We start from the raw sequence: 23,440 nt of genomic DNA on the forward strand, positions 1-23,440 counted from the left end.
GGAGACCGCATGTCCAGCTCCGCCCCCGTCCCGCCCGCCCCGGAGGGCCGCAGCGCGGTCGGCAGTCCCGCGGCGATGCGGGCCGTGAACCGCTCCGCCCTGCTCGGCGCCCTCTTCCTGATGGCCACCAGCGCCATCGGTCCCGGGTTCATCACCCAGACCGCGAACTTCACCGTCCGGCTGGGCGCCGCCTTCGCGTTCGCCATCGTCATCTCGATCGTCGTCGACATCGCCGTGCAGCTGAACGTCTGGCGGATCATCGGCGTCTCCGGGCTCAAGGCCCACGAGCTCGGCAACCGTGTGCTCCCGGGCCTCGGCTGGTTCATCGCCGCGCTGGTGGCCACCGGGGGGCTCGTCTTCAACGTGGGCAACACCGCCGGCGGCGGGCTCGGCCTGGACGCCCTGCTGGGGCTCGACCCCACCTGGGGAGGCCTCATCACCGCGCTGATCGCGGTGGGCGTGTTCGTCAGCAAGCGCGCCGGCGTGGCCCTGGACCGCATCGTGGTGGTCCTCGGCGTGCTCATGCTCATCGTCACCACCTATGTCGCGATCGTCTCGCGCCCCCCGGTGGGGGAGGCGCTGCGCAACGTGGTGCTGCCCGAGAACGTGGACTTCCTGGTCATCACGACCCTCATCGGCGGGACCGTGGGCGGGTACATCACCTACGCGGGGGCCCACCGCATCGTCGACGCCGGGATCACGGGGGTGGAGAGCGTCAAGCAGATCTCCCGCGGCTCCGTGGTGAGCATCGTGCTCACCGGCGTGATGCGCTTCCTGCTGTTCCTGGCGATCCTCGGCGTGGTGGCCGGCGGGGCCCAGCTCTCGGGCGAGAACCTGGCCGCCCAGGCGTTCCTCTCGGCCGCCGGCGAGGTCGGTCTGCGCCTGTTCGGCGTCATCCTGTGGGCGGCGTCCATCTCCTCGGTCATCGGCGCCGCCTACACCTCGGTGTCCTTCCTCACGACCTCGCGGACGGCGCCCCGCACCCGGAACCTGATGACCGTCGCGTTCATCGTGGTCTCGGCCACCGTGTTCGCCCTGCTCGGGCAGGCGCCCTCCACGCTGCTCATCGTGGCGGGCGCCGTGAACGGGCTCATCCTGCCGCTGGGCTTCGCGGTGCTGCTGTGGGTGGCCTGGCGGCGGCAGGACCTGCTGGGCGGCTACCGGTATCCCACCTGGCTCGCGCTGATCGGCACCGTGGTGTGGCTGCTCACCATCTACCTGGGATACCAGTCCCTCAGCGGCATCGCCGCGCTGTGGGCATGAGCGCGGTGGGAGCGCCGGAGCGCCGGGAGCGTGCCGTCCTGGCCCCGGCCGCCGCCCGGGCGATGTTCCGCAGCGGCCTGGTCACGCCCACGTCGGGCTGGTGCGACGGCTTCGCGCAGGCGAACCTGATCGTGGTCCCGCAGGACTGGGCGTTCGACGTCCTGCTCTTCGCGCAGCGCAACCCCAAGCCGTGCCCGGTGCTGGGCGTGCTCGAGGCCGGCGAGGTGACCGGACCGCTGCTGGGCGGGGGCGACGTCCGCACCGACGTCCCGCGCTACACCGTCTACCGGGACGGCGCGGCGGCGGGCACCCGCACGGACCTCCTCGACGTGTGGCGGGAGGACCTCGTGACCTTCGCCCTCGGCTGCAGCTTCACCTTCGAGGCGGCGCTGCAGGAGGCCGGGATCCCGGTGGCCCACATCGACCAGGGCGTCAACGTCCCGATGTACCGCACGGACCGCCCGTGCGCACCCGCCGGGCGGCTGTCCGGGCCGCTGGTCGTGTCCATGCGCCCGGTCCCGGCGGACCGGGTGGCGGACGCCGTGCGCATCACCTCGCGCTATCCCGCGGTGCACGGAGCCCCCGTGCACGTCGGGGCCCCGCAGGAGCTGGGCATCCGCGACCTCGCCGCGCCGGACTACGGGGACGCAGTGGAGGTCCCGGCCGGGCACCTGCCCGTGTTCTGGGCCTGCGGCGTGACGCCCCAGGCGGCGGTGCTCGCCTCCGGGGTGCCCTTCGCCCTGGGGCACGCCCCGGGGCACATGCTGGTCACGGACCTGCCCAACTGGCAGTACCAGGTGCCCTGACCGCGGCCGGAGGGGGGCCCTCCAGGACGTCGAGCAGCTGCTGCCGGGAGGCCGCCAGGTAGTCGTGCATCTGCACGGCGGCCTCCTCGCGCCGGCCCTGCTCGAAGAGCTCGAGGATCCGTGCGTTGCGCTCGATGTACGGCGCGTGGAAGGACAGGTCCTGCCGCATGGAGTAGAACACGAGCCGCATCTCGGCGAGGGTCCGGGACATCAGCTCGTCCTGGCGCGCCGAGCCGGCCAGCTCCACCACGCCGCGGTGGAAGCGCTGGTTCGCGTCGGCCATGCCCTGGACGTCCTGCCGGCGGCGGGCGGCCCGGCCGTCCTCGACGGCGGCGTGCAGGCCCGGCTGGGGGGCGGGCTCGGACCAGCGCAGCGCCGAGGTCTCCAGCGCGAGCCGCACCCGGTGGATCTCCCGCACGTCGTCCGCGCCGGGCCGGGCCACCGAGACCCCGCGGTTGGGCACCCGGACCAGCAGGTTCTCCCCGACGAGGATCGTGAACGCCTCGCGCAGGGTGTTGCGGGAGACCCGCAGCGCCTCGCTGACCCGGGCCTCCGATAGCCTGGTCCCGGGCGGCAGCCGGCCGGCCACGACGCCCTGGCGCAGGACGTCCACGGCCCACGGGATGGCCTCCGCCTGCGGCGCGGGCCCGGCCTGCGCGACGGCCGTCATCAGGAACTCGTTCTCCACGGTGTTCATCAGTCCACCATCCTGGCATCCCGCGGGGCCGGGCCGCGCAGCGGCACCCTGGTGGTGGACCCGGGCCGTCCTCTAGGCTTCCAGCACATCCGTCCCGAACCCTGGAGGCCCCGATGCCGAAGACCCGCGCAGCACTGGCCGCAGCCGCCGTCCTGACCGTGACCGCGTGCGGGGGAGGGGACTCCGGCGGGGGCGCGGCCGGGGACGGCGAGCTGACCACGGTCAGCATCGGCGTCATCGCGAGCACCGACGTGGCACCGCTCTACCTGGGGATCGAGCAGGGCTTCTTCGAGGAGGAGGGGCTGGAGCTCGACATCACCCAGGCCCAGGGCGGGGCGGCCATCGTGCCGTCCGTGGTCAGCGGAGAGCTGGACTTCGGCTTCAGCAACGTGACGTCGCTGATCGTGGCCCGCTCCCAGGGGCTGCCGCTGCAGATCGTCGCCAACGCCAACAACTCCACGGGCGTCCAGGGCGAGGACTTCGCCGACGTCCTGGTGCGCGGGGACAGCGACATCCAGGACGCGGCGGACCTGGAGGGCCGGACCGTCGGCGTGAACACCCTGAACAACATCAGCGACACCACCATCCGCGCCGCCATCGAGGCGCAGGGCGGGGATCCCGGGAACGTCGAGTTCGTCGAGATCCCGCTGCCCGACATGCCGGCGGCCCTGGACCGGGGCGAGGTGGACGCGATCGGGTCGATCGAGCCCTTCCGGACCATCGCCCTGCAGGACGGGGCGCGCTCGGCCGTCTCCAACTACGCCTTCCCCATCGAGAACCTGACGGTGGCCGTGTACTTCACCACGGACGACGTGGTCGCCGAGGAGCCGGAGAAGGTGGAGTCGTTCCGGACGGCCATCGAGAGGTCCCTCGAGTACGCGCAGGAGAACCCCGACGAGGTGCGCGCCGTCCTGCCCAGCTACACGCAGCTCGACGAGGAGCTGATCGACCAGCTCGTCCTGCCGTCCTACCCCACCGAGGTGAACCGGCAGTCCGTGCAGGAGCTCGCGGACCTCGCCGTGCAGCACGGCCTCATCGAGGAGGCGCCCGACCTGGACGAGCTGCTGCCCGAGTGACCGGCGCCCGGAGGCGCGGCGGCCGGGCCCGCTCAGGACAGCCGGGCGAGCACCTGGTCGGCCTGCACCGCGTCCCCGGGGCCCACCACGAGCTCGCGGACCGTCCCGGCCCGCGGGGCGGACACCCGGGTCTCGGTCTTCATGGCCTCCAGCACGGCCACGTCCTGGCCCGCGGCCACCTCGTCCTGCTCGGACACCAGCCATGAGACGAGCGTGCCCGCGAAGGGTGCCGTGACGGCGCCGTCGTCGGCGGGCTCCGCCCCGGCGGGGGACGCGTCCGCGGCCGGCGCGGAGCCCAGGGCCGCGGCGAGGGCGTCGGGGATCCCGATGCGCAGGCGCCGCCCGTCCACGTCCACGGTGAAGCGGGTGCGGCCCTGCTCGTCCGCGCGGGCGTACCCGGCGTCCGGGGCCAGCCGGTCGGCGAACTCCTCCTCGATCCACGTGGTCCACACCCCGAGCTCGTCGTCCCCGGTGAAGGCGGGGGCGTCCAGCACGGCGCGGTGGAACGGGACCGTGGTGGCCACGCCGTGCACCTGCAGCTCGCGCAGGGCGGTGCGGGCGCGCACGAGCGCCTGCGCGCGGTCGGGGGCGCTGACCACGAGCTTGAGCAGGAGCGAGTCGAAGGTCGTGGCCACCCGGGTGCCGCGGCGCACCCCCGAGTCGACGCGCACGCCCGGGCCGGTGGGGGTGTCGACGGCCTCGACCGTGCCGCCGGAGGGCAGGAAGCCGCGGCCGGGGTCCTCGGCGTTGATCCGGAACTCGAACGCGTGCCCGCGGGCGGCCGGGGTCTCGAGCACCGGCAGGGGGTCGCCGGCGGCCACGGTCAGCTGGGCGCGGACGAGGTCCACGCCGTAGACCTCCTCGGTGATCGGGTGCTCCACCTGCAGCCGGGTGTTGACCTCCAGGAAGGAGATCAGCCCGTCCGGGGCCACGAGGAACTCGGCCGTGCCCACCCCCACGTAGCCGGCCTCCCGGAAGATGCCCTCCGCGGCCGCAGCGATCCGCTCGCGCTGGTCGTCCGTGAGGAAGGGCGCGGGGGCCTCCTCGACGAGCTTCTGGTGGCGGCGCTGCAGGGAGCAGTCCCGGGTCCCCAGCACGACGACGTGGCCGTGGGCGTCGGCCACGACCTGGGCCTCCACGTGCCGCGGGCGGTCCAGGAAGCGCTCCACGAAGCACTCGCCGCGGCCGAACGCGCTCTGCGCCTCGCGGGCGGCGGAGCGGAAGGCGTCCTCGACCTGGTCGAGCTCCCGGACCACGCGCATGCCGCGGCCCCCGCCGCCGTGGGCGGCCTTCACGATCACGGGCAGGCCGTGCTCCTGTGCGAAGGCTCGGGCCTCCTCCGCCGACTCGACCGGTCCGTCGCTGCCGGGCACGAGCGGGGCGCCGGCCCGCCGGGCGATCTCCCGGGCGGCGACCTTGTCCCCCAGCAGCACGATGGTCTCCGGGGAGGGACCGATCCAGGTGAGGCCGGCCTCGATCACCGCCCGGGCGAAGCCGGCGTTCTCGGAGAGGAACCCGTAGCCCGGGTGCACGGCGTCGGCGCCGCACCGGAGCGCGATCGCCAGGACCTCGTCCCCGTCCAGGTAGGTCTCGGTGGCCGAGGTGCCCTCCAGGGCGTACGCCTCGTCGGCCAGCGCCACGTGCGGGGCGTCGGCGTCGGGGTCGGCGTAGACGGCCACGGACTCGAGGCCGGCCTCGGCGCAGGCGTGGACGACGCGGACGGCGATCTCCCCGCGGTTGGCGATCAGGATCTTGCGCACGGTGCTACTCCTGGGAGGTGTCGGTGGAGAGGTCGGTGGAGTTCTCGGTGGTGGTGCCGGGGGTGCCGGGCGGCCCGGCGGTCCCGGCGGGGTCCTCCGGGGCGCCGAGCTCGGGCGCCGGGACCCGCACGAAGCGCAGGCGGTCGCCCGGGCGCAGCTGGGCGAGCACTGGCAGGTCCTCCGGGTGCACCACGCCGAGAACGGGGTAGCCGCCGGTGGTGGGCGCGTCCTGCAGCAGGACGACCGGCAGGCCCGAGGGCGGGACCTGGACGCAGCCGGGAACGGTCCCCTCGCTGGGCAGCTCGTCCGTGCGCTCCCGCGCCAGCGGCTCGCCCTCCAGCCGGGCGCCCACGCGGTCGGCGGAGGCGGCGAGCTCCCACGCCTGCGCGAAGAACGACGCCACGGCGGCGGGGGTGAACCAGTCGTCGCGGGGACCCGGGACCACGCGGACCGAGGACACCTCGGGCGGGTGGGGCACCGGCTCCGGGTGCCGGACGGCCGTGCCCGGGTCCGGTCCCACCGGCAGGGCGTCGCCGGCGGCGAGCGGATCCGGGCCCAGCCCCGCGAGGGTGTCCGCGGAGCGGCTGCCCAGCACCGGCGGGACCGCGAGGCCGCCCCGGACGCCCACGTAGACCCGCGCCCCGGCCGTCACGGCGCCGACGGCCAGCCGCTCGCCGTCGCGCAGGGCGAAGGGGGCGCCGAGCGGGGGGCGCCACGGGGCCGGGCCCGTCACCGTCAGCGGCGCCCGCGCGCCGGTGACCGCCAGGACGTGCTCGCCGTGGGCGGTCAGCTCGAGCCCGCCCAGCAGGTTCTCCAGCACCGCCGCTCCCGGGCCGTTGCCCACGAGCCGGTTGGCCGAGGCGGCGGCGGCGGGATCGAGCGCGCCGGAGGAGGAGACGCCCAGCGCGGCGGAGCCCGCGCGGCCGCGGTCCTCGACCAGCGTCTGCAGCCCGGGGGACCCGACCGCCAGGTGCGGCCCCCGCACGGGCGCGGGCACGGCGGCGCCCGGGGTGATCTCCGCGAGCTCGCGCACGGGCCGGTAGCGCACCCGGTCCCCGGGGCGCAGCAGGGCCGGGTCGTCGCGGTCGAGGTCGAACATCCGCGCCGCCGTGCGCCCGATGAGCTGCCAGCCGCCGGGGGAGCTGCGGGGGTAGACGGCGGAGAACCGGCCGGCCAGGGCCACCGACCCGGTGGGGACGGCGGTGCGCGGGGTGTCCCGGCGCGGGACGTCGAGGCCGTCCTCGGCGTCGCCCACGCAGTAGAAGAAGCCGGGGGCGAAGCCGGCGAAGGCCGCGGTCCACGTCTGCTCCGAGTGGGCCCGGACCACCCCGTCCGCGCCGAGGCCCGTGAGCTCGCCGACCGCCGCGAGGTCCTCGCCGTCGTAGACGACGTCGACGGTCACGGTGCGGGCCTCACCGGTCCCGGCGCTGCCGCGGGGCACGGCGCGGGCGGCCCGGACGATGCCCGCCAGGGCGGCGGTGGTGCTCGCCCGCACCACCACGGTCCGCGCGCCGGCCACGCAGTCCACGAGCCCGGGCAGGTCCGCGCCGGCGAGACGGGCGTGCACCGCCACGGCGTCGTGCAGGTCGGCGCACTCGACCAGCGCCGCGCGCGGGCCGAGCGGCCGGACCCCGCGGGGCCCGCCGGCCGGGGCGCTCACAGGAAGCTGCCGACCCGCAGGCCGGCCTCCTCGAGGGCGCGGCGCACGCGCTCGGCGATGGCCAGCGCGCCGGGGGTGTCCCCGTGCACGCAGATGCTCTGGGCGTCCACCGCCACGAGGGAGCCGTCGACGGCCTCGACGACGCCCTCGACGGCCATCCGCACCACGCGGGCGGCGATCGCCTCGGCGTCGTGCAGCACGGCGCCGGCCTCGGTGCGGGGCACGAGCGTGGCCTGCGGCGTGTAGCCGCGGTCCGCGAAGGCCTCGCGGACCGTGCGCAGCCCGGCCGCCCGCGCCTGCCGCTCGATCTCGGAGCCGGGCAGCACCAGCAGCGGCAGGGCGTCGTCGACGTCGCGCACGGCGTCCACGACGGCGCCCGCGTGCTCCTCGTGGTGGACGATCGCGTTGTACAGGGCGCCGTGCGGCTTGACGTAGCTCACCCGGGTGCCCGAGGCGCGGGCCAGGGCCTGGAGGGCGCCGATCTGGTAGACCAGCTGGTCGCTCAGCTCCGCCCGGGGCACGGCGATGAAGCGGCGCCCGAAGCCCTTCAGGTCGTCGTAGGAGACCTGGGCGCCCACGGCCACGCCCTGCTCCGCGGCCACGGTGCAGGTCCGGCGGGCGACCGTGGGGTCCCCCGCGTGGAAGCCGCAGGCCACGTTGGCGCTGCTGACCACGTGCAGGACGGCCTCGTCGCCGTCCATGGCCCAGGCGCTGAGCGACTCGCCGCAGTCCGCGTTGAGATCGATGTCGGAGGGGGACATGCTGTGCTCCTTGTCACGTCGGTCCCTCCAGCATGCCTGGTCCGTCAAGATTGTTCAACAATATTTGCCGACGGGATCGGGATCGGGTTCCGTCCCGCCCGGTGGACGCCCGGTGCCGCCCGCCGTATGTTGGCCCCCACCAGGGCGCAGCGGTGCCGCAGCCGGCACGGCGGGGCCGCGCCGCCCGTCCGCCTCCACCGATGGGACAGCACATGAGCGACAGGACCTCCCGCACCGAGGACGACTCCCCGGGGCCTCCCGGGTCCGTCCTGGCGCACCTGAGCGAGTCGACCGTGCTCCTGGACGTCCACGGCGCGGACCGGGACGGCGTCATCCGCCAGCTCGCCGAGCTCGGCGCGCACACGGGGCGGGCCTACGACGCGGACGAGACCGTCGCGGCGGCCCTGGCCCGGGAGGAGGAGGGCTCCACCGGGGTGGGTCACGGCGTGGCGCTGCCGCACGCCCGGTCCGCCGGGGCCGAGCGCCCGATGGTCGCGTTCGCCCGCAGCAGGGACGGCGTGGAGTGGAACGCGCTGGACGGCGAGCCCGTCCACCTCGTCTTCCTGATCTCCCTCCCCCGGGAGCGGTCCGGGGACGAGCACCTCGAGCTGCTGGCCGAGCTCTCCGAGGCCCTGGCCGGGGAGTCCTGCCGGCAGGCCCTCCTCGGCGCGGGGAGCGCCTCCGAGGTGCTGGCCGTGCTGGAGGACGCGCTGGGCTGAGCGGTCAGGGCCGGAAGCGCCACTCGGTGCGGGAGCGGTAGGTCCCGCCCGGGCGCAGGACGGGGTCGGAGAGCTCGGGGCGGTTGGGGGAGTCGGGGTGGCGCTGGGGCTCCAGGGCCACGCCGTCGCCCTGGCGGTACCGGCGCCCCGAGCTTCCGGCGGCGTCCAGGGCGTTGCCCGTGTAGACCTGCAGGGCCGGCTGGTCGGTCCACAGCTCCACGGACCGCCCGCTCACCGGGTGCTCCAGCCGCGCCGCCCGGCGCAGGCCCGTCCCCCGCAGGTGGAAGGAGTGGTCGATCCCGCCCACGGCGATCGTCTGCGGGTGCTCCGCCCGCACCCGGTCCCCGATCCGGGCCGGTGCCGTGAGGTCGAACGGCGTCCCGGCCACGGCGGCGAGGCCGCCCAGCGGCAGGCCGTCCGGGCCCACGGGGAGGTACCGGTCGGCCTCGACGGTGAGCCGGTGGTCGTCGACGGTCCCGGAGCCCTCCCCGGCGAGGTTGAGGTAGACGTGGCTCGCGGGTCCGACCACGGTGGGGGCGTCGGTGCGGGCCTCCAGGTCCAGGGTCACGACGTCCTCCGCGACGGCGTAGACGGCGCGCAGGACGAGCCGGCCGGGGAAGCCCTGGTCCCCGTCCGGGCTGACCAGCTCCAGCACCAGCCGGTCGGGACCGGCGTCCAGCACCTGCCAGGTGCGGCGGTGGAAGCCGTCGGGTCCTCCGTGCAGGGTGTTGCCGCCCTCGTTGGCCGCCAGCTGCACGGGCTCGCCGTCGAGGCGGAAGCGGGCGCCCGAGATCCGGTTGGCGCAGCGGCCCACGACCGAGCCCAGGTACGCGTCCGCGTGCGCGGCGTAGCCGGCGGCGTCCGGGTGGCCCAGGACCAAGTTCGTGCTGCCGCCGGAGCCGTCGGGCACGTGCAGGGCCTGCACGGTGGCGCCGAGGTCGAGCACGCGCAGGCTCAGCCCGCCCGGGGCGCGCAGGGTGTGCGCCGTGACCGGTCGGCCGTCGGGCAGCGTGCCGAAGTCCTGCGGGGCGGTCTCACCGCTCATGGCGGTCTCCGGCGGAGGCGGGGGACCAGCCGGCGGTCCGGTCCCGCAGGGTGCGGTAGGCCTCCACGACCTCGGGCGTCGGCTCCGCCTCGTGCTCCCGGGCGCCGGCGAGCGGCCAGGCGGGGGGCTCCTCGGCGCCCGAGAGGGCCCAGGCGGCCTGCCGGGCGGCCCCGAGGGCCACGTACTCCCCGGGGGCGGGCACGAGCACGGGCCGGCCGAGCACGGCCGGGGCGAGCCGGCGCACCGCCTCGGACTGCGCGCCGCCGCCGATCAGGAGGATCCGCTCCGCGGCGGTGCCGGTGGTCCGCTCGAGCGCCGCCACGCCGTCGGCGAGGGAGCAGAGCAGGCCCTCCACGCAGGCCCGCGCGATGTCCTCGCGGCCGGTGCGCGACGACATCCCGTGCAGGGTGGCGCGGGCCTCGGGGCGGTCGGGGGTGCGCTCGCCGTCGAGGTAGGGCAGCAGCGTGACGCCGCCGGCCCCGGGGCGGGCGGCCAGGGCCAGGGCGGAGAGCCCGGCGTGGTCGACGCCGAGGACCCGGGCCCCGAACTCCAGGATCCGCGCGGCGTTGAGGGTCGTGGCCATGGGCAGGTACCGGCCGGTGGCGTCGGCGAAGCCGGTCACGAGCCCGGCCGGGTCCGCCGTGCGGGTCTCCGAGACCATGGCCGCGACCCCCGAGGTGCCGATCGACAGGGACACGTCCCCGGGGCCGAGCGCGAGGCCCAGCGCGGCGGCCATGTTGTCGCCGGTGCCGGCCGCGAGCACCGCCCCGGCGGCCGTGCGGCCCACGGCCTCGTGCGGGGCGGCGGCCACCTGCGGCAGCTCGGCGTCGTGGCCGAGGGCCTGCTCGACGAGCTCGTGCCTCCAGGCGCCGGTGCGCGTGGAGAAGTAGCCGGTGCCGGAGGCGTCGCCGCGGTCGGTGCTGAAGGAGTCCTTGTCGGTGCCGAGGTGCCAGGAGAGGTAGTCGTGGGGCAGCAGCACCCGGTGGGTGCGGGCGGCGTGCTCCGGTTCGTGCTCCGCCATCCAGCGCAGCTTGGTGGACGTCATGGACGCGACCAGCACGCTGCCGAGCTCCTCGGCGCAGGCGGCCGCGCCGCCCATCTCCTCGACGAGCCGGCGGGCCTGCGGCGCCGAGCGGGTGTCGTTCCACAGGAGCGCGTCGCGCACCACGCGGTCCTGCTCGTCGAGGGCGACCATCCCGTGCTGCTGGCCGCCGACGGACACCGCGGCGGCCTCGTCGAGGAAGGGGCCGGCGGCGTCGTCGAGCGCGGCGAGCCAGGCGCGCGGGTCCACCTCGGTGCCGTCGGGGTGGGCGGCGCGGCGCTGCGCGAGCACCTCGCCGGTGCCGGCGTCGACGAGCAGCGCCTTCGTGGACTGGGTGGAGGAGTCGATGCCCAGGACGGTCGTGCGTGCCATGAAGAACCTCGGTGCGGGGTCGGGGCGGGGCGGCAGGGGAGGCCGCGGGAAGGGACAGGAGGTGCCCGGCCCGGCGCAGGGGGGCGTGCGCCGGGCCGGGCCGGTACGGGGTCCGGCACCCGGGATCGGGGGGAGCGGGGGGGGCGGGTGCCGGACCCCGGGCGGGTCAGCCGCGGGCGCCCATGAGGTGCTCGACGGCGAGCTGGTGCAGGCGCACGAAACCGTAGTTGCGCTCGGAGGGCCCGGTCAGGTCGAGCTCCTCGTAGACGCTGCGGTCGGCCAGGAAGGCCTGCAGGTCCTCGCCCTCGGCGAGGGTCGGCTCGCCGAGCTCGAGGACGCCGGACTGCTCCATGGCCTCCTGCACGTCGGGGTCCTGGCGGAAGGCCACGGCCCGCTGCTTCAGGAGCAGGTACATCTGCATGTTCGCCGCGGCGGAGTCCCAGACGCCGTCGACGTGCTCGGTGCGGGAGGGCTTGTAGTCGAAGTGCCGGGCCCCCTGGTAGGCCCCCGGCTTGGACGGGAACCCGTTCTCCAGCAGGTCGACCGTGAAGAAGGCGCTGATCAGGTTGCCGTGGCCGAACACCAGGTCCTGGTCGTACATCGGGCCGTTCTGCCCGTTGAGGTCGATGTGGAACAGCTTCTCGCACCACAGCGCCTCGGCGAGGCCGTGCGTGTAGTTGAGGGTGGCCATCTGCTCGTGCCCGGTCTCCGGGTTCACGCCGACGACGTCCCCGTGGTCGAGCCGGTCGATGAAGGCGAGCGCGTGCCCGATGGTGGGCAGGAAGATGTTGCCGCGGGGCTCGTTGGGCTTCGGCTCGATGCCGATGCGCATGTCGTAGCCCTGGGACTTGATGTACCCGGCCACGGTGTCGATGCCCTCGGCGTAGCGGTCGAGGGCGGCGTAGAGGTCCTTGGAGGAGTCGTACTCGGTGCCCTCGCGCCCGCCCCACATCACGAAGGTCGTGGCGCCGAGCTCGGCGGCGAGGTCCACGTTGCGCAGCACCTTGCGCAGGCCGTAGCGCCGGACCCGCCGGTCGTTGGACGTGAAGGCGCCGTCCTTGAAGACCGGCTCCGCGAAGGTGTCGGTGGTGACCATCTCGCAGACCATGCCGGTCTCGTCGATGGCCTGCTTGAGCTGCCCGATCAGCTTCTCGCGCTGCGCCTCGGACGCGTCGAAGGGGATCAGGTCGTTGTCGTGGAAGGTGAAGCCCCAGGCGCCGAGCTCCTTGAGCTTCCGCACGGACTCGAGCGGGTCGAGGTCGGGCCGGGAGGCGGTGCCGAACTGGTCGCGGGCCGCCCAGCCGACGGTCCAGAGGCCGAAGGAGAACTTGTCCGCGGGGGACGGGACGAGCGTGCTGGACGCCGAGGTGGCGGGGGACGCGGTGGGCATCGGAGTTCCTCTCCCTTTGGGTTAGTTACCGTTACTTACTCTAGGTGCTGGAGTACCGTGGGGAAAGAGCGGCGGGAATTTTTTCTTTCCCGCCGGTCGGCCGGGATCCGCGCCGGACCCGTCCCCGCCCGCACCAGAGGAGAGCCGTCCGTGCAGTCGAGCCACCTGCGGGAGCACAACCTCTCCACCGTGCTCCGCGCCGTCGCCGGGGCGGAGGCCCCGGTCTCCCGGGCCGGGATCGCGAAGCACACGGGCCTCACCAAGCCCACGGTCTCCAAGCTGGTGCAGGAGCTGCTGGAGGCCGGGCTGCTCGTGGAGGGGCAGCAGGCGGCGGCCCGGGTGTCCGGCCGGCCGATGATCCCCCTGACCGTGGCCCGGGGGACCGTGCTGGGCGTGGGCCTGGAGATCGCCGCCGACCACCTCGCGTGCCTGGTCACGGACCTCGGCGGCCGCGTCCTGCACGAGGAGTCCCGGTTCGGGGCCTTCGCCGGGGCCTCCGTGGACGAGGTCGTCTCCGTGCTGGCCGGCCTGCTCGAGGCCGCCCTGTCCCCGCGCCGGGACGTGCCCCTGGCCGGGGTCTGCGTCTCGGTCCCCGGCCGGCTCTCCACGGACCGCGCCACCGTGCTCTCCGCCCCCAACCTGGCCTGGCGGGACGTCCCGCTGGTCGAGCGGCTCCGCCGGCTCCCGCCGTTCCGGGCGGCGGCGCTGACCGCCGGCAACGACAGCATGCTCGCCGCGCGCACGGAGGTCCTGCGCCGGCCCGGGGAGTCCTTCCTGTTCCTGCACGGCCAGACCGGCATCGGGGGCGCCGTGGTCCTGGAGGGGCGCATCCACCGGGGCGAGCACGGCTGGGCCGGGGAGCTGGGCCACGTCACGATCACCCCCGGCGGGGAGCTGTGCCGGTGCGGCCGGCGCGGCTGCCTCGAGGCCTACGCCAGCTACCACGCGCTGCGGGGCAGGACGGGACTGCCGGAGGACGTCCGGATCGAGGACCTCGTGGCGGCCACGGCCGAACGGCTCCGGAGCCGGGCGGCGGTCATGGAGATGATCGGGCGGCCCCTGGGCGTGGTGCTCGCGAACTCGATGAACCTGCTGGACCTCTCGACGGTCGTGCTCTCCGGGTACTTCGCCCCCATCGCGCCGGAGCTGGAGCCCGTGCTGCGCGAGGTCCTCGAGGCGCACGCCCTCACGGCGGAGGTGGGGCCCGTCGAGATCCAGCGCTCGGCGGCGGATGCCCGTCCCGCCCTGACCGGTGCGGCCGCGACGGCGCTCGAGCCGATCTACGACTCCCCGGCCCGCTGGATCGACCGGCGCTGATCCTCCCGCGCTGATCCGCCGGCGCCCCGCGGCCGGTCCCCGCAGGGGACGACGACGGGGCCCGCTCGTGCGAGCGGGCCCCGTCGCGCTCCGGCCGGACGATCGGCTCAGCGGAACGCGGGGTGGTGCTTCCACTTCGCCTCGCCGCCCGGCTGGGACCGGACCAGGGTCTCCTGCAGCGCGTCGTAGGCGGGCTTGCGCTCGTGGTCGCCCTCCATGGTCAGGGCGTCCCCGTAGCCGGGGAAGGTGTTCGGCACCCAGGAGTGCTCGTCGAGCACGCCCCACACGGTGAAGGAGTTGCAGTCCTCCACGGCCAGGCACGCCTCGAGGGCCATGCGGTACCAGTCGGCCTGCTTCTGCCGCAGCTTCTCGCTCATCCGGTCGTCCTCGTCGACCGGGCCGCGGACGTCGATCTCGGTGACGGCCGTCTCCAGGCCGAGGTCGTCGAAGCGCTGGAGGTTCTGCTGCATCCGCCCGTCGAAGCCGTACTGGAGGCCCAGGTGGGTCTGCATGCCGAAGCCGTGGACGGGCACGCCCTGGGCGTGCAGGTCCTGGATCAGGGCGTAGTAGGCGTCGGACTTCGCGTTGAGGCCCTCCACGTTGTAGTCGTTGAAGAACAGCTGGGCGTTCGGGTCCGCGTCGTGGGCCCAGCGGAAGATGTCGGCAATGATTCCCGGCCCCAGCTCGCGCAGCCAGATGTTGTCCTGCGTGCGCAGCTTGCCGCTGTCGTCGAAGATCTCGTTGGCGACCTCCCACTGCTGGATCCGGCCCTCGTAGTGGCCGACCACCGTGTAGATGTGCTCCTTGAGGAGGGCCCGCAGCTCCTCGGGGGTGTGGTCCCCGTTCTCGAGCCAGTCGGGGTTCTGGCTGTGCCAGAAGAGGGTGTGGCCGCGCACGACCTGCCCGTTGGCCTCGGCGAAGTCGACGATGTCGTCGGCGGGGCCGAAGTCGTACACGCCCTCCTCGGGGTGGATGAACTCCCACTTCATCTGGTTCTCCGGGGTCAGGGAGCTGAACTCCCGGGCCAGGACCGAGCGGTACTCGGGGTCGGAGGGGAAGGGCTCCGGGTAGTCGGCGCTGGTGTGGTGGCCTCCGCCGGCCACGGCGCTGCCGATGCGGAAGTCCTCCGGCGTGTTCCAGCGCAGGGTGTCCTGCTTCGCGAGGCCGGGGGGCCGGGAGTCGGGGGCGGCGGTCGCGGACTGGGGGGCCACGGTGAGGCACAGGGCGGCGACGGCGGTGGCCGCCCCGGCGCGGAGGAAGGGGGCTCGTCTGCTCATCTCGGGGGTTCCTTCGTCGGGGATGGGGGGATGGGGGGATGGGGGAGGGGGATGGGAACGGGGGAGTGGGTCGGAGGGGCGGCGGAGTCGGAGGGGCGGGTGGACGGAGCGCGGGCCNNCGCGGGCCGCTGCGCGGCCCGCGCTCCGGGCTCAGGAGGCGTCGGCGGCCGTGGCGAGGGCGCGGTCGGCGGCCCGGACCTCGACGGGGGTCGTGAGGACGCGGTCGGCGTCCTCCACGTCCCGCACCGCGCCGGTGACCGTGAACCGGCCCTCGAGGGGCAGGTCCTCGCTGGAGGACCCGGCCCGGAGGACGAACTCGCCCGGCTCCACGATCCGGCGCAGGGCCCGGCCCGTGAACGAGGTGCGGTCGGCGTGCACGGAGAAGACCAGGCGGGCGCTCTGCCCCGCCTCGAGCGCGATCTTGGCGAAGCCGACGAGCATCTTCAGCGGCCGGACGACCTGGGCGACGGGGTCGCTCAGGTACAGCTGGACGACCTCCTGGCCGGCCCGCTCGGAGGTGTTGGTCACGGTGACCGCGACGTCCACGGTGCCGTCGGTGCCGATCTCGGCCGCGGAGAGCTCGAGCGCGTCGTAGGCGAAGCTCGAGTACCCGATGCCGTGGCCGAACGGGTACAGCGGCCGGGGGTCGAGGTTGGAGACGCCCTCCGAGTACCCGCCCAGGGCGGGAGCCAGGTAGGTGCCGGGCTGGCCGCCCACGTGCCGGGGGATCCCCACGGGCAGCCGCCCGGAGGGGTTCACCCGTCCGGAGAGCACCCCGGCGACGGCGTGCCCGCCCTCCTCGCCCGGCATGAACGCCTGGACGACGGCCGCGCAGCGGTCGTCGAACGCGCCGAGGCTGTAGGGGCGGCCCGTGACGAGCACGAGGACCACCGGGGTGCCCGTGGCGAGCACCGCCTCGACGAGGTCCGCCTGCCGGCCGGGCAGGGACAGGTCGACGACGTCGCAGCCCTCGCCGGAGGTGCCCGTGCCGAACAGCCCCGCGAGGTCGCCCACGGTCACGACCGCGAGGTCGGCGTCCTCGGCGGCGGCCACGGCCTCGGCGATGCCGCTGGTGTCCGGGTCGGTGAAGTCGACGCCGCGGACGTTCCGGAAGGCGGTCCGCCCGCCCGCGAACTCCTCGGCGAGGGCGTCGACGATCGAGGTGATCTCGATCCCGGTGCCGGACTCGCCGAACCGGGACAGGACGTGGTTGGTGAAGCTGTAGCAGCCGAGGAAGGAGCGGGGCTGGCCGGCGCTGGGGCCGATGACCGCGACCTTCCGGGTGGTGTCCTGGGCGAGCGGCAGGACGCCGTCGTTCTTGAGCAGGACGACGGACTCCTCGGCCATCCGGCGCGCGAGCCGCCGGTTCGCCGGGGAGTCGAGGTCCACGGCTCCGCCGGCCGCGCCGGGGTCGAAGCCCTCGTCGAGCAGGCCGAGCTCGACCTTCTGCGTCAGCACCCGCCGCACGGCGCGGTCGAGCAGGGACTCGTCGAGCTCGCCGTCCCGCACGGCACCGGCGAGGTCGGCGAAGCAGCCGGTCTCGGGCAGCTCGACGTCCATCCCCGCGGCCAGCGACTGGACGCCGGCGTCGCGGGCGTCCGCGGCCACGTGGTGCATGGACTCGAGGAAGCTCACGGCCCAGTAGTCGGACACGACCGTGCCCTCGAAGCCCCACGTCTCCCGCAGGAGCGTGGTGAGCAGCTCGGGGTCGGCGACGGGCGGGACGCCGTCGACGTCCGCGTAGGAGTTCATCACCGCGCCGGCCCCGCCGAGCTTGACGGCCATCTCGAAGGGCACGAGCACGACGTCCCGGAGCTCCCGAGGCCCGATCGAGACCGGGGCGTGGTTGCGCCCGGCGCGGGAGGCGGAGTAGCCCGCGAAGTGCTTCAGGGTGGCGACGACGCCGGCCTCCTGGAGCCCGCGGACGTACTCGGTGGTCAGGGCGCCCACGAGGTAGGGGTCCTCGCCGACGGTCTCCTCGACGCGGCCCCAGCGGTAGTCGCGGACGACGTCGAGGACGGGGGACAGGCCGAGGTGGACGCCCACGCCCTTCATGTCGGTCCCGATGTGCCGGGCCATGGTGCGGACCAGCTCGGGGTCGAAGGCGGCGCCCCAGGCGATGGCGGCCGGGTAGCAGGTGGCCCCGAGGGTCGTGAACCCGGTGAGGCACTCCTCGTGGGCGATGGCGGGGATCCCGAGCCGGGAGGTCGCGACGACCTGGCGCTGCAGGGTGCGCAGGTGCTCCACCCCGTCCGCGGCGGAGATCGGCGCGCTGCCGAAGGCGCGGGTGATGTGGCCCAGCCCGTGGGCGATCGCGGCCTCGAAGGTCGAGCGGTCGTCGGCGAAGGCGGACTCCATGGGGGCCGCGCCGCCCGTGGCCTCCTCCGGGTCGGGGCGCAGCCAGTAGCTGCCGAGCTGGCCGGCCTTCTCCTCGAGGGTCAGCTCCTGCAGCAGGGCGTCGACGCGTTCGGCGACGGGGCGGGCGGGGTCGTTCCACAGTGCGGTCTCGGATGCGGTCTCGGGTGCTGTCATGGGGGTGCTCTTTCTGGTCGGTGGGCGCGTCACTTGCCGAAGCCGGCGGTGAGCCCGGCCACGAGGTGCCGGCGCCCGAAGATGTAGAGGACGAGGATCGGCAGCGCCGACAGGACGACGGCGGCCAGGACGGCGGGGACGTCGGCCTGGAACTCCCCCTGGTAGGTCCACAGGGCCAGGGGCAGCGTGCGCTTGTCGGAGCTCTGGGTGAGGATCAGCGGGAACAGGAAGTTGTTCCAGCTGTTCAGGGCGTTGTAGACGCCCACGGTGGTGATGGCCGGCACGCTCAGCGGGAGGACGAGCCGGAGGAAGACCCGCCAGTCGCCCGCCCCGTCGAGGGTCATGGACTCGTAGAGCTCGTTCGGGATGTCCCGCATGAAGTTGGTCAGGATCAGGACCGTGATCGGGATCCCCGAGGCGATGCCGGGCAGGACCAGGGCGGTGAGGGTGTCGTAGAGGCCCAGCTGGACGATGATCAGGTAGATCGGGATGATCGTCGCCTGGATCGGGATGGCGATGCCCAGCAGGAACAGCTGGTTGTAGAACACGGCCAGTCCGGTCCTGCTGCGCACGATCACGTACGAGGCGAGCAGGGACAGGAACACGATCCCGGCGACCGTGCACACGACCACCACCACGCTGTTCACGAAGTACTGGGCGAACTGGTTCTCCAGGACGGTGGCGTACGGGGCGAACGTCGGGGACGAGGGCACCAGCGGGTTCGTGGAGTAGTAGTCCTCGCGGGGCTTCAGGCTCGTGATGGCCATGTAGTAGATCGGGATGATGATCGCGGCCAGCCACAGCCACCCGCCCACGGCCGCCGGGATGTTCGGCAGGCCCCGGCGGCGGGAGCGGGAGCGGGGCGCGCTCCCAGGGGGTGTGCTCCGGGACTGTGTGCGCTGGGACTGCGTGCTCCCGGGACGGGCGTCCGCGAGTCGTGTGCTCATGGGACTATGCACCTTCCGCCTGGCTCTCCATCTTGTCGGCCCCGGTGAGCCGTTGCAGGCCGAGGGCGAGCGTGAGCCCCACGGCGACGAGGATGACCGCCAGGACACTGGCCTCGCCCATCTGGTTGCTGCGGAATCCGGTCAGGTACATGTCCAGGGGCAGGATGCGGGTCGCGGTGCCGGGTCCGCCCCCGGTGAGGCTGAAGACGAGGTCGAAGTAGGTCAGGGAGCCGACCAGCATCAGCGTGGAGGACGTCACGATCGTGTACTTCAGCTGCGGCAGCGTGATCGAGAAGAACTTGCGCACCGTTCCCGCGCCGTCGATCGTGGCGGCCTCGTACATGCTCTGCGGGATCTGCCGGACCCCCGCCTGGTAGAGCAGCGAGTGGAACGGGATGAAGGACCACGAGATGACGAACACGACCACGTAGAAGGCCAGGCTCGGATCGCCGAGCCAGTCCTGGCTGAGCAGCGCCGAGTCGAACGCCCTCGAGAGCCCGAAGTTCGGGTCGAGCAGGGCCCGGAAGGCGATGCCGACCGCCGCGGCGGAGAAGAGCATCGGCAGGAAGTACAGCACGGAGAGGAACTCCCGGTACCGCTGGCGGCCGGCCATGAACACGCCGAGCAGGAGGCTCAGCGGGAACTGCACGGCGTAGCTCAGCAGCGTCAGCTTGACGGTCAGCCACATGGCCTGCAGGGACACCGGGTCCTCGAGCACCGAGGCCCAGTTGTCCCCGCCCGCCCACTGCGGCGTGCCCAGCCCGTCCCACTGCATGAAGGACAGGACCAGCACGCCGAGCAGCGGGCCGATCGAGAAGATGCCGAAGAAGACCAGGGCGGGGGCCAGCAGCCAGTTGCTGGGGCCGGCCCCCGCCCGGCGCGTCCGCCTCGACGGCGTGCGCTTCAGCATCACAGCGTGCCGTTCATCGCGGTCTGGAACTCCTCCGGGCTCATCTCGCCGGCGAAGACCTGGCTGAGGTTGGTCAGCAGGGCCTGCCCCTGGTCGGCCGGGAGCGCCTGGTCCCAGGACAGCTGGAAGTGGGGCGCGTCCTGGACCATCGAGTAGGCGAAGTCGAGGTACTCCGGGTGCTCGGTGTCGGCGATCTGGTCCTCCACGCCGTCCACGGCGGGGATCAGCCCGGCGTCGAAGAGCGTGTCGACCGCGGTGCCGTCGAGGTTCATCTCGTTCAGGTACTCGATGGCCGTGGCCTGCTGCTCCTCGCTCGCGTCCGCGGAGACGGCCCAGAAGTTCGCCGGGTTGCCCACGATGTTCTGCGGGTCGCCCTGTCCGCCCTCGACCACGGGGAACTCGGTGTAGCCCAGGTTCCCCTCGGCGGTCCACTCGGGGGCGTCGGTGAGGAAGCTGGAGTAGACCCAGCTGCCGTGCAGCATCATGGCCGCCTGGTCGGTGTGCACGAGGGCCACGTCGGCGCCCGCGTCGGCCACCACCGACCCGTAGGTGTCGCCGAAGCCGCCGGCCTCGACGAGCTCCTGGATCTTCTCCAGGGACTCGGTGATCGCGGGGTGCGACCACGCGCCCTCCTCGCCGTCCACGACGGCCTGGAACACCTCCGGCCCGCCGATCCGGTCGGTGAGGTACTGGATCCACATGAGGTACGGCCACTGGCTGGAGCCGGCCACGGAGATCGGCGTGACGCCCTCGGCCTTGAAGGCCTCCACGGCGTCCAGCATCTCGTCCCAGGTGGTGGGGACCTTCACCCCGGCGTCCTCGAAGAGCTTGGTGTTGTAGTACAGGATCACCGGCTGGGTGTTGTTGTTCGGGACGGCGTAGAGCGTGCCGTCCACCTTGCCGGTCTCCAGGACGGAGTCGAGGGCCCGCTCCTCCATCTCGGGCACCTCACCGGTCAGCTCCACCACGTTGCCGTTCTCGACGTAGCTCTCCAGGTTGTCGCCGCCCCAGTTGTAGATCAGGGTCGGTGCGTTGCCGGAGCCCACGCTCGTGCGGATCTTCTCCTTGAAGGCGTCGTTCGCGAAGTACTCGGCGCTGACGGGGGTGTCGGGGTGGTTCTCGTTCCAGGCCTCGAAGGAGGTGCGGAAGGTCTCCTCGGCGCCGCCGGTGAGGGTCCAGGCGGTGGCCCCGCCGTCCCCGCCGGCCTGGGCGCCGCCGCCGCACCCGGCGAGGGCCAGGGCCGCGGCGCCCACCAGTGCGATGCGGGACAGGGAGCGGCGGGAGAAGGGGACCCGGTGCGCGCCGGCGGGCGCGGGGCGGAGGCTGCGGTGGGTGGACATGGCGTTCTCCTCATCGTTGAGCGATACGTTGCGCTTACGAAACTTTTCGTGTAGCGTTTCGCTGCGAGAAGAGTAAGTGGCCTGTTTCACACCCGTCAACCCCCTGGTGTGACCGGGGACACTGCTCCGGGGTGCGGCGAAACGTTTCGTCGCCCCCCGAGGATCCGCCCGGCGTCCGAGGAGACCGTTGCCATGAAGCGAACCACGTTGAGCCAGGTCGCCGCGCAGGCCGGCGTCTCCAAGGGCACGGTCTCCAAGGTGCTCAACGGCCGCCCGGACGTGGGGGAGGACACGCGGGAGAAGGTGCGGGCCGCGGTCGCCGCCCTGGGCTACACGGGCTCGGCCGCCCGCCGGCCCCGGCCGGCCATCGTGCTCGTCTTCGACACCCTGGAGAGCAACTACTCCCTCCAGGTCATGGCCGGTGCGGTGGACGCCTGCGGCCGCGCCGACGCCGACCTGCTGCTGAGCACGCTGCCGAGCCTCGAGCAGGGCGACGTCCCCCCGTTCTCCGACGAGTGGTTCGCCCGCTGCGGCCGCCGGGGCGAGACCGCGGTCATCGCGGTCACCACGCCGCTGACCGCGGAGCAGGTGGCCGCCGCGGCCCACGCGCAGGTCCCGCTGGTGGCCATCGACCCCGTGAACAGCCTCCCGTCCACGGTGCCCAGCATCGGCTCCACCAACTGGGCCGGCGGGTACGAGGCCACCACCCACCTCCTGGAGCTGGGGCACCGCCGGATCGGCCACCTCGGCGGCCCGGGGCAGTCCCTCCCGGCCCGCGAGCGCCTGGCAGGATACCGCAGCGCCCTCGAGAGCGCGGAGGTCCCGCACGACCCGGAGCTCGTGACGGGCAACGGCTTCAGCTACGAGGCCGGCTTCGCCGGGGCCCAGGAGCTGCTCGAGCTCGAGCACCCGCCCACGGCGCTCTTCGCGGCCTCCGACGAGTCGGCGCTCGGCGCCTTCGAGGCGGCGCGGCAGGCGTCGCTGCGGGTGCCCGAGGACCTCAGCGTCGTCGGCTTCGACGACACGCTGATCGCCCGCTGGGCCTCGCCCAAGCTGACCACGGTGCGCCAGCCCCTGCACGCGATGGGCGAGATGGCCGTCGAGCGCGCCGTCACCCTCCTGGCCGGCGGCTCGCGCCGGGCCCACCCGCTCCAGCTGCAGACCTCGCTCGTCGAGCGCTCCTCCACCGCGCCGCCCCGGGGCGGCGCGGAAGAGGCCGTCACTCCCGGATGAGGCGGGCCCTGCCGGCCTGCCAGCCGAAGACCGCCGCGAGCGCGCCGACCACGGCGAACATGACGCCGGCGGCGGCGAAGCCCCCGGTCCAGTGCAGCAGCTGCCCCACCAGGAACGTGCCGGAGGAGCCCAGGCCGTAGCCGACGCCCTGCATCATGCCCGAGAGCCGCACCGCCATGTGGCTGCTGCGGGTGCGCAGGGCGATCATCGTCAGGGCCACCGCGGTGAGGCTGCCCTGGCCCAGGCCGAGCAGCCCGGTCCAGACCCAGATCAGCTCGGTCGGCCCGAAGATGGAGAGCACGAACCCGCCGCCCGCCATCAGGGCCACCACGGCGTTGAGCACCCGCTGGTCCGCCAGGCGTGCGGCCAGGACCGGGGCGAAGAGCGAGCCCGTCATCTGCAGCAGGATGGACACCGCCACGATCAGCCCCGCGGTGGCCCCGTCGATCCCGCGCTCGCGCAGGATGGGGGCCAGCCAGGCGAAGACGCTGAAGGACATCATCGCCTGGAAGACCATGAACAGGGTGATCTGCCAGGCCACCGCCGAGCCCCACGGGCCGGGCCCGCCGGTGCCGGGCGGCGGGGGGCCGGCGGTGCGGTGGTGGAGCGCCACCGGGACCAGCAGGAGCACCACGACCGCCGCGGGGACCGCCCACACCGCCAGGGAGCCGCGCCAGGAGTCCGTGGCCTGGTACACCGGGTAGGTGAGGCCCGCGCCGAGGGCGGCGGAGGCGCAGATCGCGGTGGTGTAGAGCCCGCTCATCAGGCCGATGCGGTGGGCGAAGTCCCGTTTCACGATGGAGGGCAGCAGCACGTTGCCCAGGGCGATCGCGGCGCCGCACGCGACCGTCCCCGCGAGCAACAGGGGCAGGGCGCTTGCCCCGGGCAGCGGGAGCCCGCGGGCCAGCAGGCCCAGGGTCAGGACCACCATGGCGCCCAGCAGCACGTTCTCCGGACCGAACCGCCGGGCCAGGCGCGGCGCGAACGGCGCGAAGACGCCGAGCAGCGTGACAGGGGCCGTGGTCAGCACGGTGACCGCCCACCCGGGGAGGCCGGCGGCCGCGGTGATCTCCGGAAGGATCGCGGAGAAGCTGGAGAAGACGGTGCGCAGGTTCAGGCCGACCAGCACCACGCACACGGCGAGGTAGACCAGCGCCCTGCGGGACGTCGGGACCGTCGTCGGATCGGCGTGCGGGGTCGGCACGAGGGAGGTCTCCTTCCGGGGTGGCTCGCGGCCCGGAGACCGGCGACGCCGGCCGCCCTCGAGCTGCGCGGGTCCACAGTACTCCGGGA

Annotated in this window: 19 protein-coding genes; 6 read left to right on the plus strand and 13 right to left on the minus strand. The window is 74.1% G+C overall.

The window, feature by feature from the left end:
- Positions 1-9 precede the first annotated feature (9 nt).
- Positions 10-1,263, plus strand: a complete 1,254-nt coding sequence (locus AVL61_RS03960) for an NRAMP family divalent metal transporter (protein WP_197412633.1) — start codon at positions 10-12, stop codon at positions 1,261-1,263.
- Positions 1,260-2,069: a putative hydro-lyase gene (locus tag AVL61_RS03965; protein ID WP_058873235.1), complete on the plus strand. Its 810-nt coding sequence runs from the start codon at positions 1,260-1,262 to the stop codon at positions 2,067-2,069. Before AVL61_RS03960 ends, AVL61_RS03965 begins: the two co-directional genes overlap by 4 nt.
- On the opposite strand, the gene AVL61_RS03970 is transcribed toward AVL61_RS03965, so the two are convergent.
- On the minus strand, positions 2,032-2,766 hold the full coding sequence (locus AVL61_RS03970) for a GntR family transcriptional regulator (protein ID WP_231738272.1): 735 nt from the start codon (positions 2,764-2,766) through the stop codon (positions 2,032-2,034). The two genes, AVL61_RS03965 and AVL61_RS03970, sit on opposite strands and share 38 nt — an antisense overlap.
- A gap of 113 nt (positions 2,767-2,879) precedes the next feature.
- Between AVL61_RS03970 and AVL61_RS03975 the strand changes: the two genes are divergently transcribed.
- Complete coding sequence (locus tag AVL61_RS03975) at positions 2,880-3,842, plus strand: ABC transporter substrate-binding protein (RefSeq protein WP_058873036.1); 963 nt, start codon at positions 2,880-2,882, stop codon at positions 3,840-3,842.
- A 32-nt stretch (positions 3,843-3,874) separates the two neighbouring features.
- Here AVL61_RS03975 and AVL61_RS03980 read toward each other — a convergent pair whose 3' ends face one another.
- Genes AVL61_RS03980 through AVL61_RS03990 form a run of 3 tightly spaced genes read right to left on the minus strand, consistent with a single transcriptional unit; the run spans position 3,875 to position 8,023 of the window.
- Positions 3,875-5,602: an acetyl/propionyl/methylcrotonyl-CoA carboxylase subunit alpha gene (locus AVL61_RS03980; protein WP_058873037.1), complete on the minus strand. Its 1,728-nt coding sequence runs from the start codon at positions 5,600-5,602 to the stop codon at positions 3,875-3,877.
- 4 nt (positions 5,603-5,606) lie between these two features.
- The gene (locus tag AVL61_RS03985; protein ID WP_082696940.1) at positions 5,607-7,262 is read right to left on the minus strand and encodes a 5-oxoprolinase subunit B/C family protein; all 1,656 of its coding nucleotides are present in this window, start codon (positions 7,260-7,262) and stop codon (positions 5,607-5,609) included.
- Positions 7,259-8,023, minus strand: coding sequence for a LamB/YcsF family protein (locus AVL61_RS03990; protein ID WP_058873038.1), 765 nt, complete (start codon positions 8,021-8,023; stop codon positions 7,259-7,261). The genes AVL61_RS03985 and AVL61_RS03990 overlap by 4 nt, the downstream gene beginning before the upstream one ends.
- 212 nt (positions 8,024-8,235) lie before the next feature.
- Between AVL61_RS03990 and AVL61_RS03995 the strand changes: the two genes are divergently transcribed.
- On the plus strand, positions 8,236-8,742 hold the full coding sequence (locus AVL61_RS03995) for a PTS sugar transporter subunit IIA (RefSeq protein WP_058873039.1): 507 nt from the start codon (positions 8,236-8,238) through the stop codon (positions 8,740-8,742).
- 4 nt (positions 8,743-8,746) lie between these two features.
- On the opposite strand, the gene AVL61_RS04000 is transcribed toward AVL61_RS03995, so the two are convergent.
- From AVL61_RS04000 to xylA, 3 genes are all read right to left on the minus strand, one after another.
- Positions 8,747-9,787, minus strand: coding sequence for an aldose epimerase family protein (locus AVL61_RS04000; RefSeq protein WP_058873040.1), 1,041 nt, complete (start codon positions 9,785-9,787; stop codon positions 8,747-8,749).
- On the minus strand, positions 9,777-11,201 hold the full coding sequence (gene xylB, locus AVL61_RS04005) for a xylulokinase (RefSeq protein ID WP_058873041.1): 1,425 nt from the start codon (positions 11,199-11,201) through the stop codon (positions 9,777-9,779). Before xylB ends, AVL61_RS04000 begins: the two co-directional genes overlap by 11 nt.
- Positions 11,202-11,367: 166 nt before the next feature.
- Positions 11,368-12,591: a xylose isomerase gene (gene xylA, locus AVL61_RS04010; RefSeq protein WP_058873042.1), complete on the minus strand. Its 1,224-nt coding sequence runs from the start codon at positions 12,589-12,591 to the stop codon at positions 11,368-11,370.
- 150 nt (positions 12,592-12,741) lie between these two features.
- Between xylA and AVL61_RS04015 the strand changes: the two genes are divergently transcribed.
- Positions 12,742-13,908, plus strand: coding sequence for an ROK family transcriptional regulator (locus AVL61_RS04015; protein WP_058873043.1), 1,167 nt, complete (start codon positions 12,742-12,744; stop codon positions 13,906-13,908).
- Between the two features lie 107 nt (positions 13,909-14,015).
- Here AVL61_RS04015 and AVL61_RS04020 read toward each other — a convergent pair whose 3' ends face one another.
- From AVL61_RS04020 to AVL61_RS04040, 5 genes are all read right to left on the minus strand, one after another.
- Positions 14,016-15,185 (minus strand): endo-1,4-beta-xylanase, encoded by a 1,170-nt coding sequence (locus tag AVL61_RS04020; protein WP_058873044.1) that lies wholly within the window; start codon positions 15,183-15,185, stop codon positions 14,016-14,018.
- Between the two features lie 150 nt (positions 15,186-15,335).
- Positions 15,336-17,717 carry a glycoside hydrolase family 3 N-terminal domain-containing protein gene (locus AVL61_RS04025; RefSeq protein ID WP_058873045.1) on the minus strand — a complete coding sequence of 794 codons (2,382 nt, stop codon included), beginning with the start codon at positions 17,715-17,717 and terminating at the stop codon, positions 15,336-15,338.
- Positions 17,718-17,746: 29 nt separating this feature from the next.
- On the minus strand, positions 17,747-18,664 hold the full coding sequence (locus AVL61_RS04030) for a carbohydrate ABC transporter permease (RefSeq protein WP_082696942.1): 918 nt from the start codon (positions 18,662-18,664) through the stop codon (positions 17,747-17,749).
- Positions 18,665-18,668: 4 nt separating this feature from the next.
- On the minus strand, positions 18,669-19,574 hold the full coding sequence (locus AVL61_RS04035; protein WP_157571280.1) for a carbohydrate ABC transporter permease: 906 nt from the start codon (positions 19,572-19,574) through the stop codon (positions 18,669-18,671).
- Complete coding sequence (locus tag AVL61_RS04040) at positions 19,574-20,914, minus strand: extracellular solute-binding protein (RefSeq protein WP_197412634.1); 1,341 nt, start codon at positions 20,912-20,914, stop codon at positions 19,574-19,576. Before AVL61_RS04040 ends, AVL61_RS04035 begins: the two co-directional genes overlap by 1 nt.
- A 192-nt stretch (positions 20,915-21,106) precedes the next feature.
- Between AVL61_RS04040 and AVL61_RS04045 the strand changes: the two genes are divergently transcribed.
- Positions 21,107-22,147 carry a LacI family DNA-binding transcriptional regulator gene (locus tag AVL61_RS04045; RefSeq protein ID WP_058873046.1) on the plus strand — a complete coding sequence of 347 codons (1,041 nt, stop codon included), beginning with the start codon at positions 21,107-21,109 and terminating at the stop codon, positions 22,145-22,147.
- Here the strand turns inward: AVL61_RS04045 and AVL61_RS04050 are convergent.
- The gene (locus AVL61_RS04050; protein ID WP_058873047.1) at positions 22,134-23,351 is read right to left on the minus strand and encodes an MFS transporter; all 1,218 of its coding nucleotides are present in this window, start codon (positions 23,349-23,351) and stop codon (positions 22,134-22,136) included. The two genes, AVL61_RS04045 and AVL61_RS04050, sit on opposite strands and share 14 nt — an antisense overlap.
- Positions 23,352-23,440 lie beyond the last annotated feature (89 nt).

The sequence above is a fragment of the Kocuria rosea subsp. polaris genome, assembly GCF_001483755.1.
GTDB classification, from domain to species: domain Bacteria; phylum Actinomycetota; class Actinomycetes; order Actinomycetales; family Micrococcaceae; genus Kocuria; species Kocuria cellulosilytica.

Excerpts from the sequence above, each read along its gene's own strand:
- AVL61_RS03960 (WP_197412633.1), top strand. The coding sequence starts at position 10 with ATGTCCAGCTCCGCCCCCGTCCCGCCCGCCCCGGAGGGCCGCAGCGCG.
- AVL61_RS03965 (WP_058873235.1), top strand. The coding sequence starts at position 1,260 with ATGAGCGCGGTGGGAGCGCCGGAGCGCCGGGAGCGTGCCGTCCTGGCC.
- AVL61_RS03970 (WP_231738272.1), bottom strand. The coding sequence starts at position 2,766 with ATGAACACCGTGGAGAACGAGTTCCTGATGACGGCCGTCGCGCAGGCC.
- AVL61_RS03975 (WP_058873036.1), top strand. The coding sequence starts at position 2,880 with ATGCCGAAGACCCGCGCAGCACTGGCCGCAGCCGCCGTCCTGACCGTG.
- AVL61_RS03990 (WP_058873038.1), bottom strand. The coding sequence starts at position 8,023 with ATGTCCCCCTCCGACATCGATCTCAACGCGGACTGCGGCGAGTCGCTC.
- AVL61_RS03995 (WP_058873039.1), top strand. The coding sequence starts at position 8,236 with ATGAGCGACAGGACCTCCCGCACCGAGGACGACTCCCCGGGGCCTCCC.
- AVL61_RS04000 (WP_058873040.1), bottom strand. The coding sequence starts at position 9,787 with ATGAGCGGTGAGACCGCCCCGCAGGACTTCGGCACGCTGCCCGACGGC.
- xylB (WP_058873041.1), bottom strand. The coding sequence starts at position 11,201 with ATGGCACGCACGACCGTCCTGGGCATCGACTCCTCCACCCAGTCCACG.
- xylA (WP_058873042.1), bottom strand. The coding sequence starts at position 12,591 with ATGCCCACCGCGTCCCCCGCCACCTCGGCGTCCAGCACGCTCGTCCCG.
- AVL61_RS04020 (WP_058873044.1), bottom strand. The coding sequence starts at position 15,185 with ATGAGCAGACGAGCCCCCTTCCTCCGCGCCGGGGCGGCCACCGCCGTC.
- AVL61_RS04025 (WP_058873045.1), bottom strand. The coding sequence starts at position 17,717 with ATGACAGCACCCGAGACCGCATCCGAGACCGCACTGTGGAACGACCCC.
- AVL61_RS04030 (WP_082696942.1), bottom strand. The coding sequence starts at position 18,664 with ATGAGCACACGACTCGCGGACGCCCGTCCCGGGAGCACGCAGTCCCAG.
- AVL61_RS04035 (WP_157571280.1), bottom strand. The coding sequence starts at position 19,574 with ATGCTGAAGCGCACGCCGTCGAGGCGGACGCGCCGGGCGGGGGCCGGC.
- AVL61_RS04040 (WP_197412634.1), bottom strand. The coding sequence starts at position 20,914 with ATGTCCACCCACCGCAGCCTCCGCCCCGCGCCCGCCGGCGCGCACCGG.
- AVL61_RS04045 (WP_058873046.1), top strand. The coding sequence starts at position 21,107 with ATGAAGCGAACCACGTTGAGCCAGGTCGCCGCGCAGGCCGGCGTCTCC.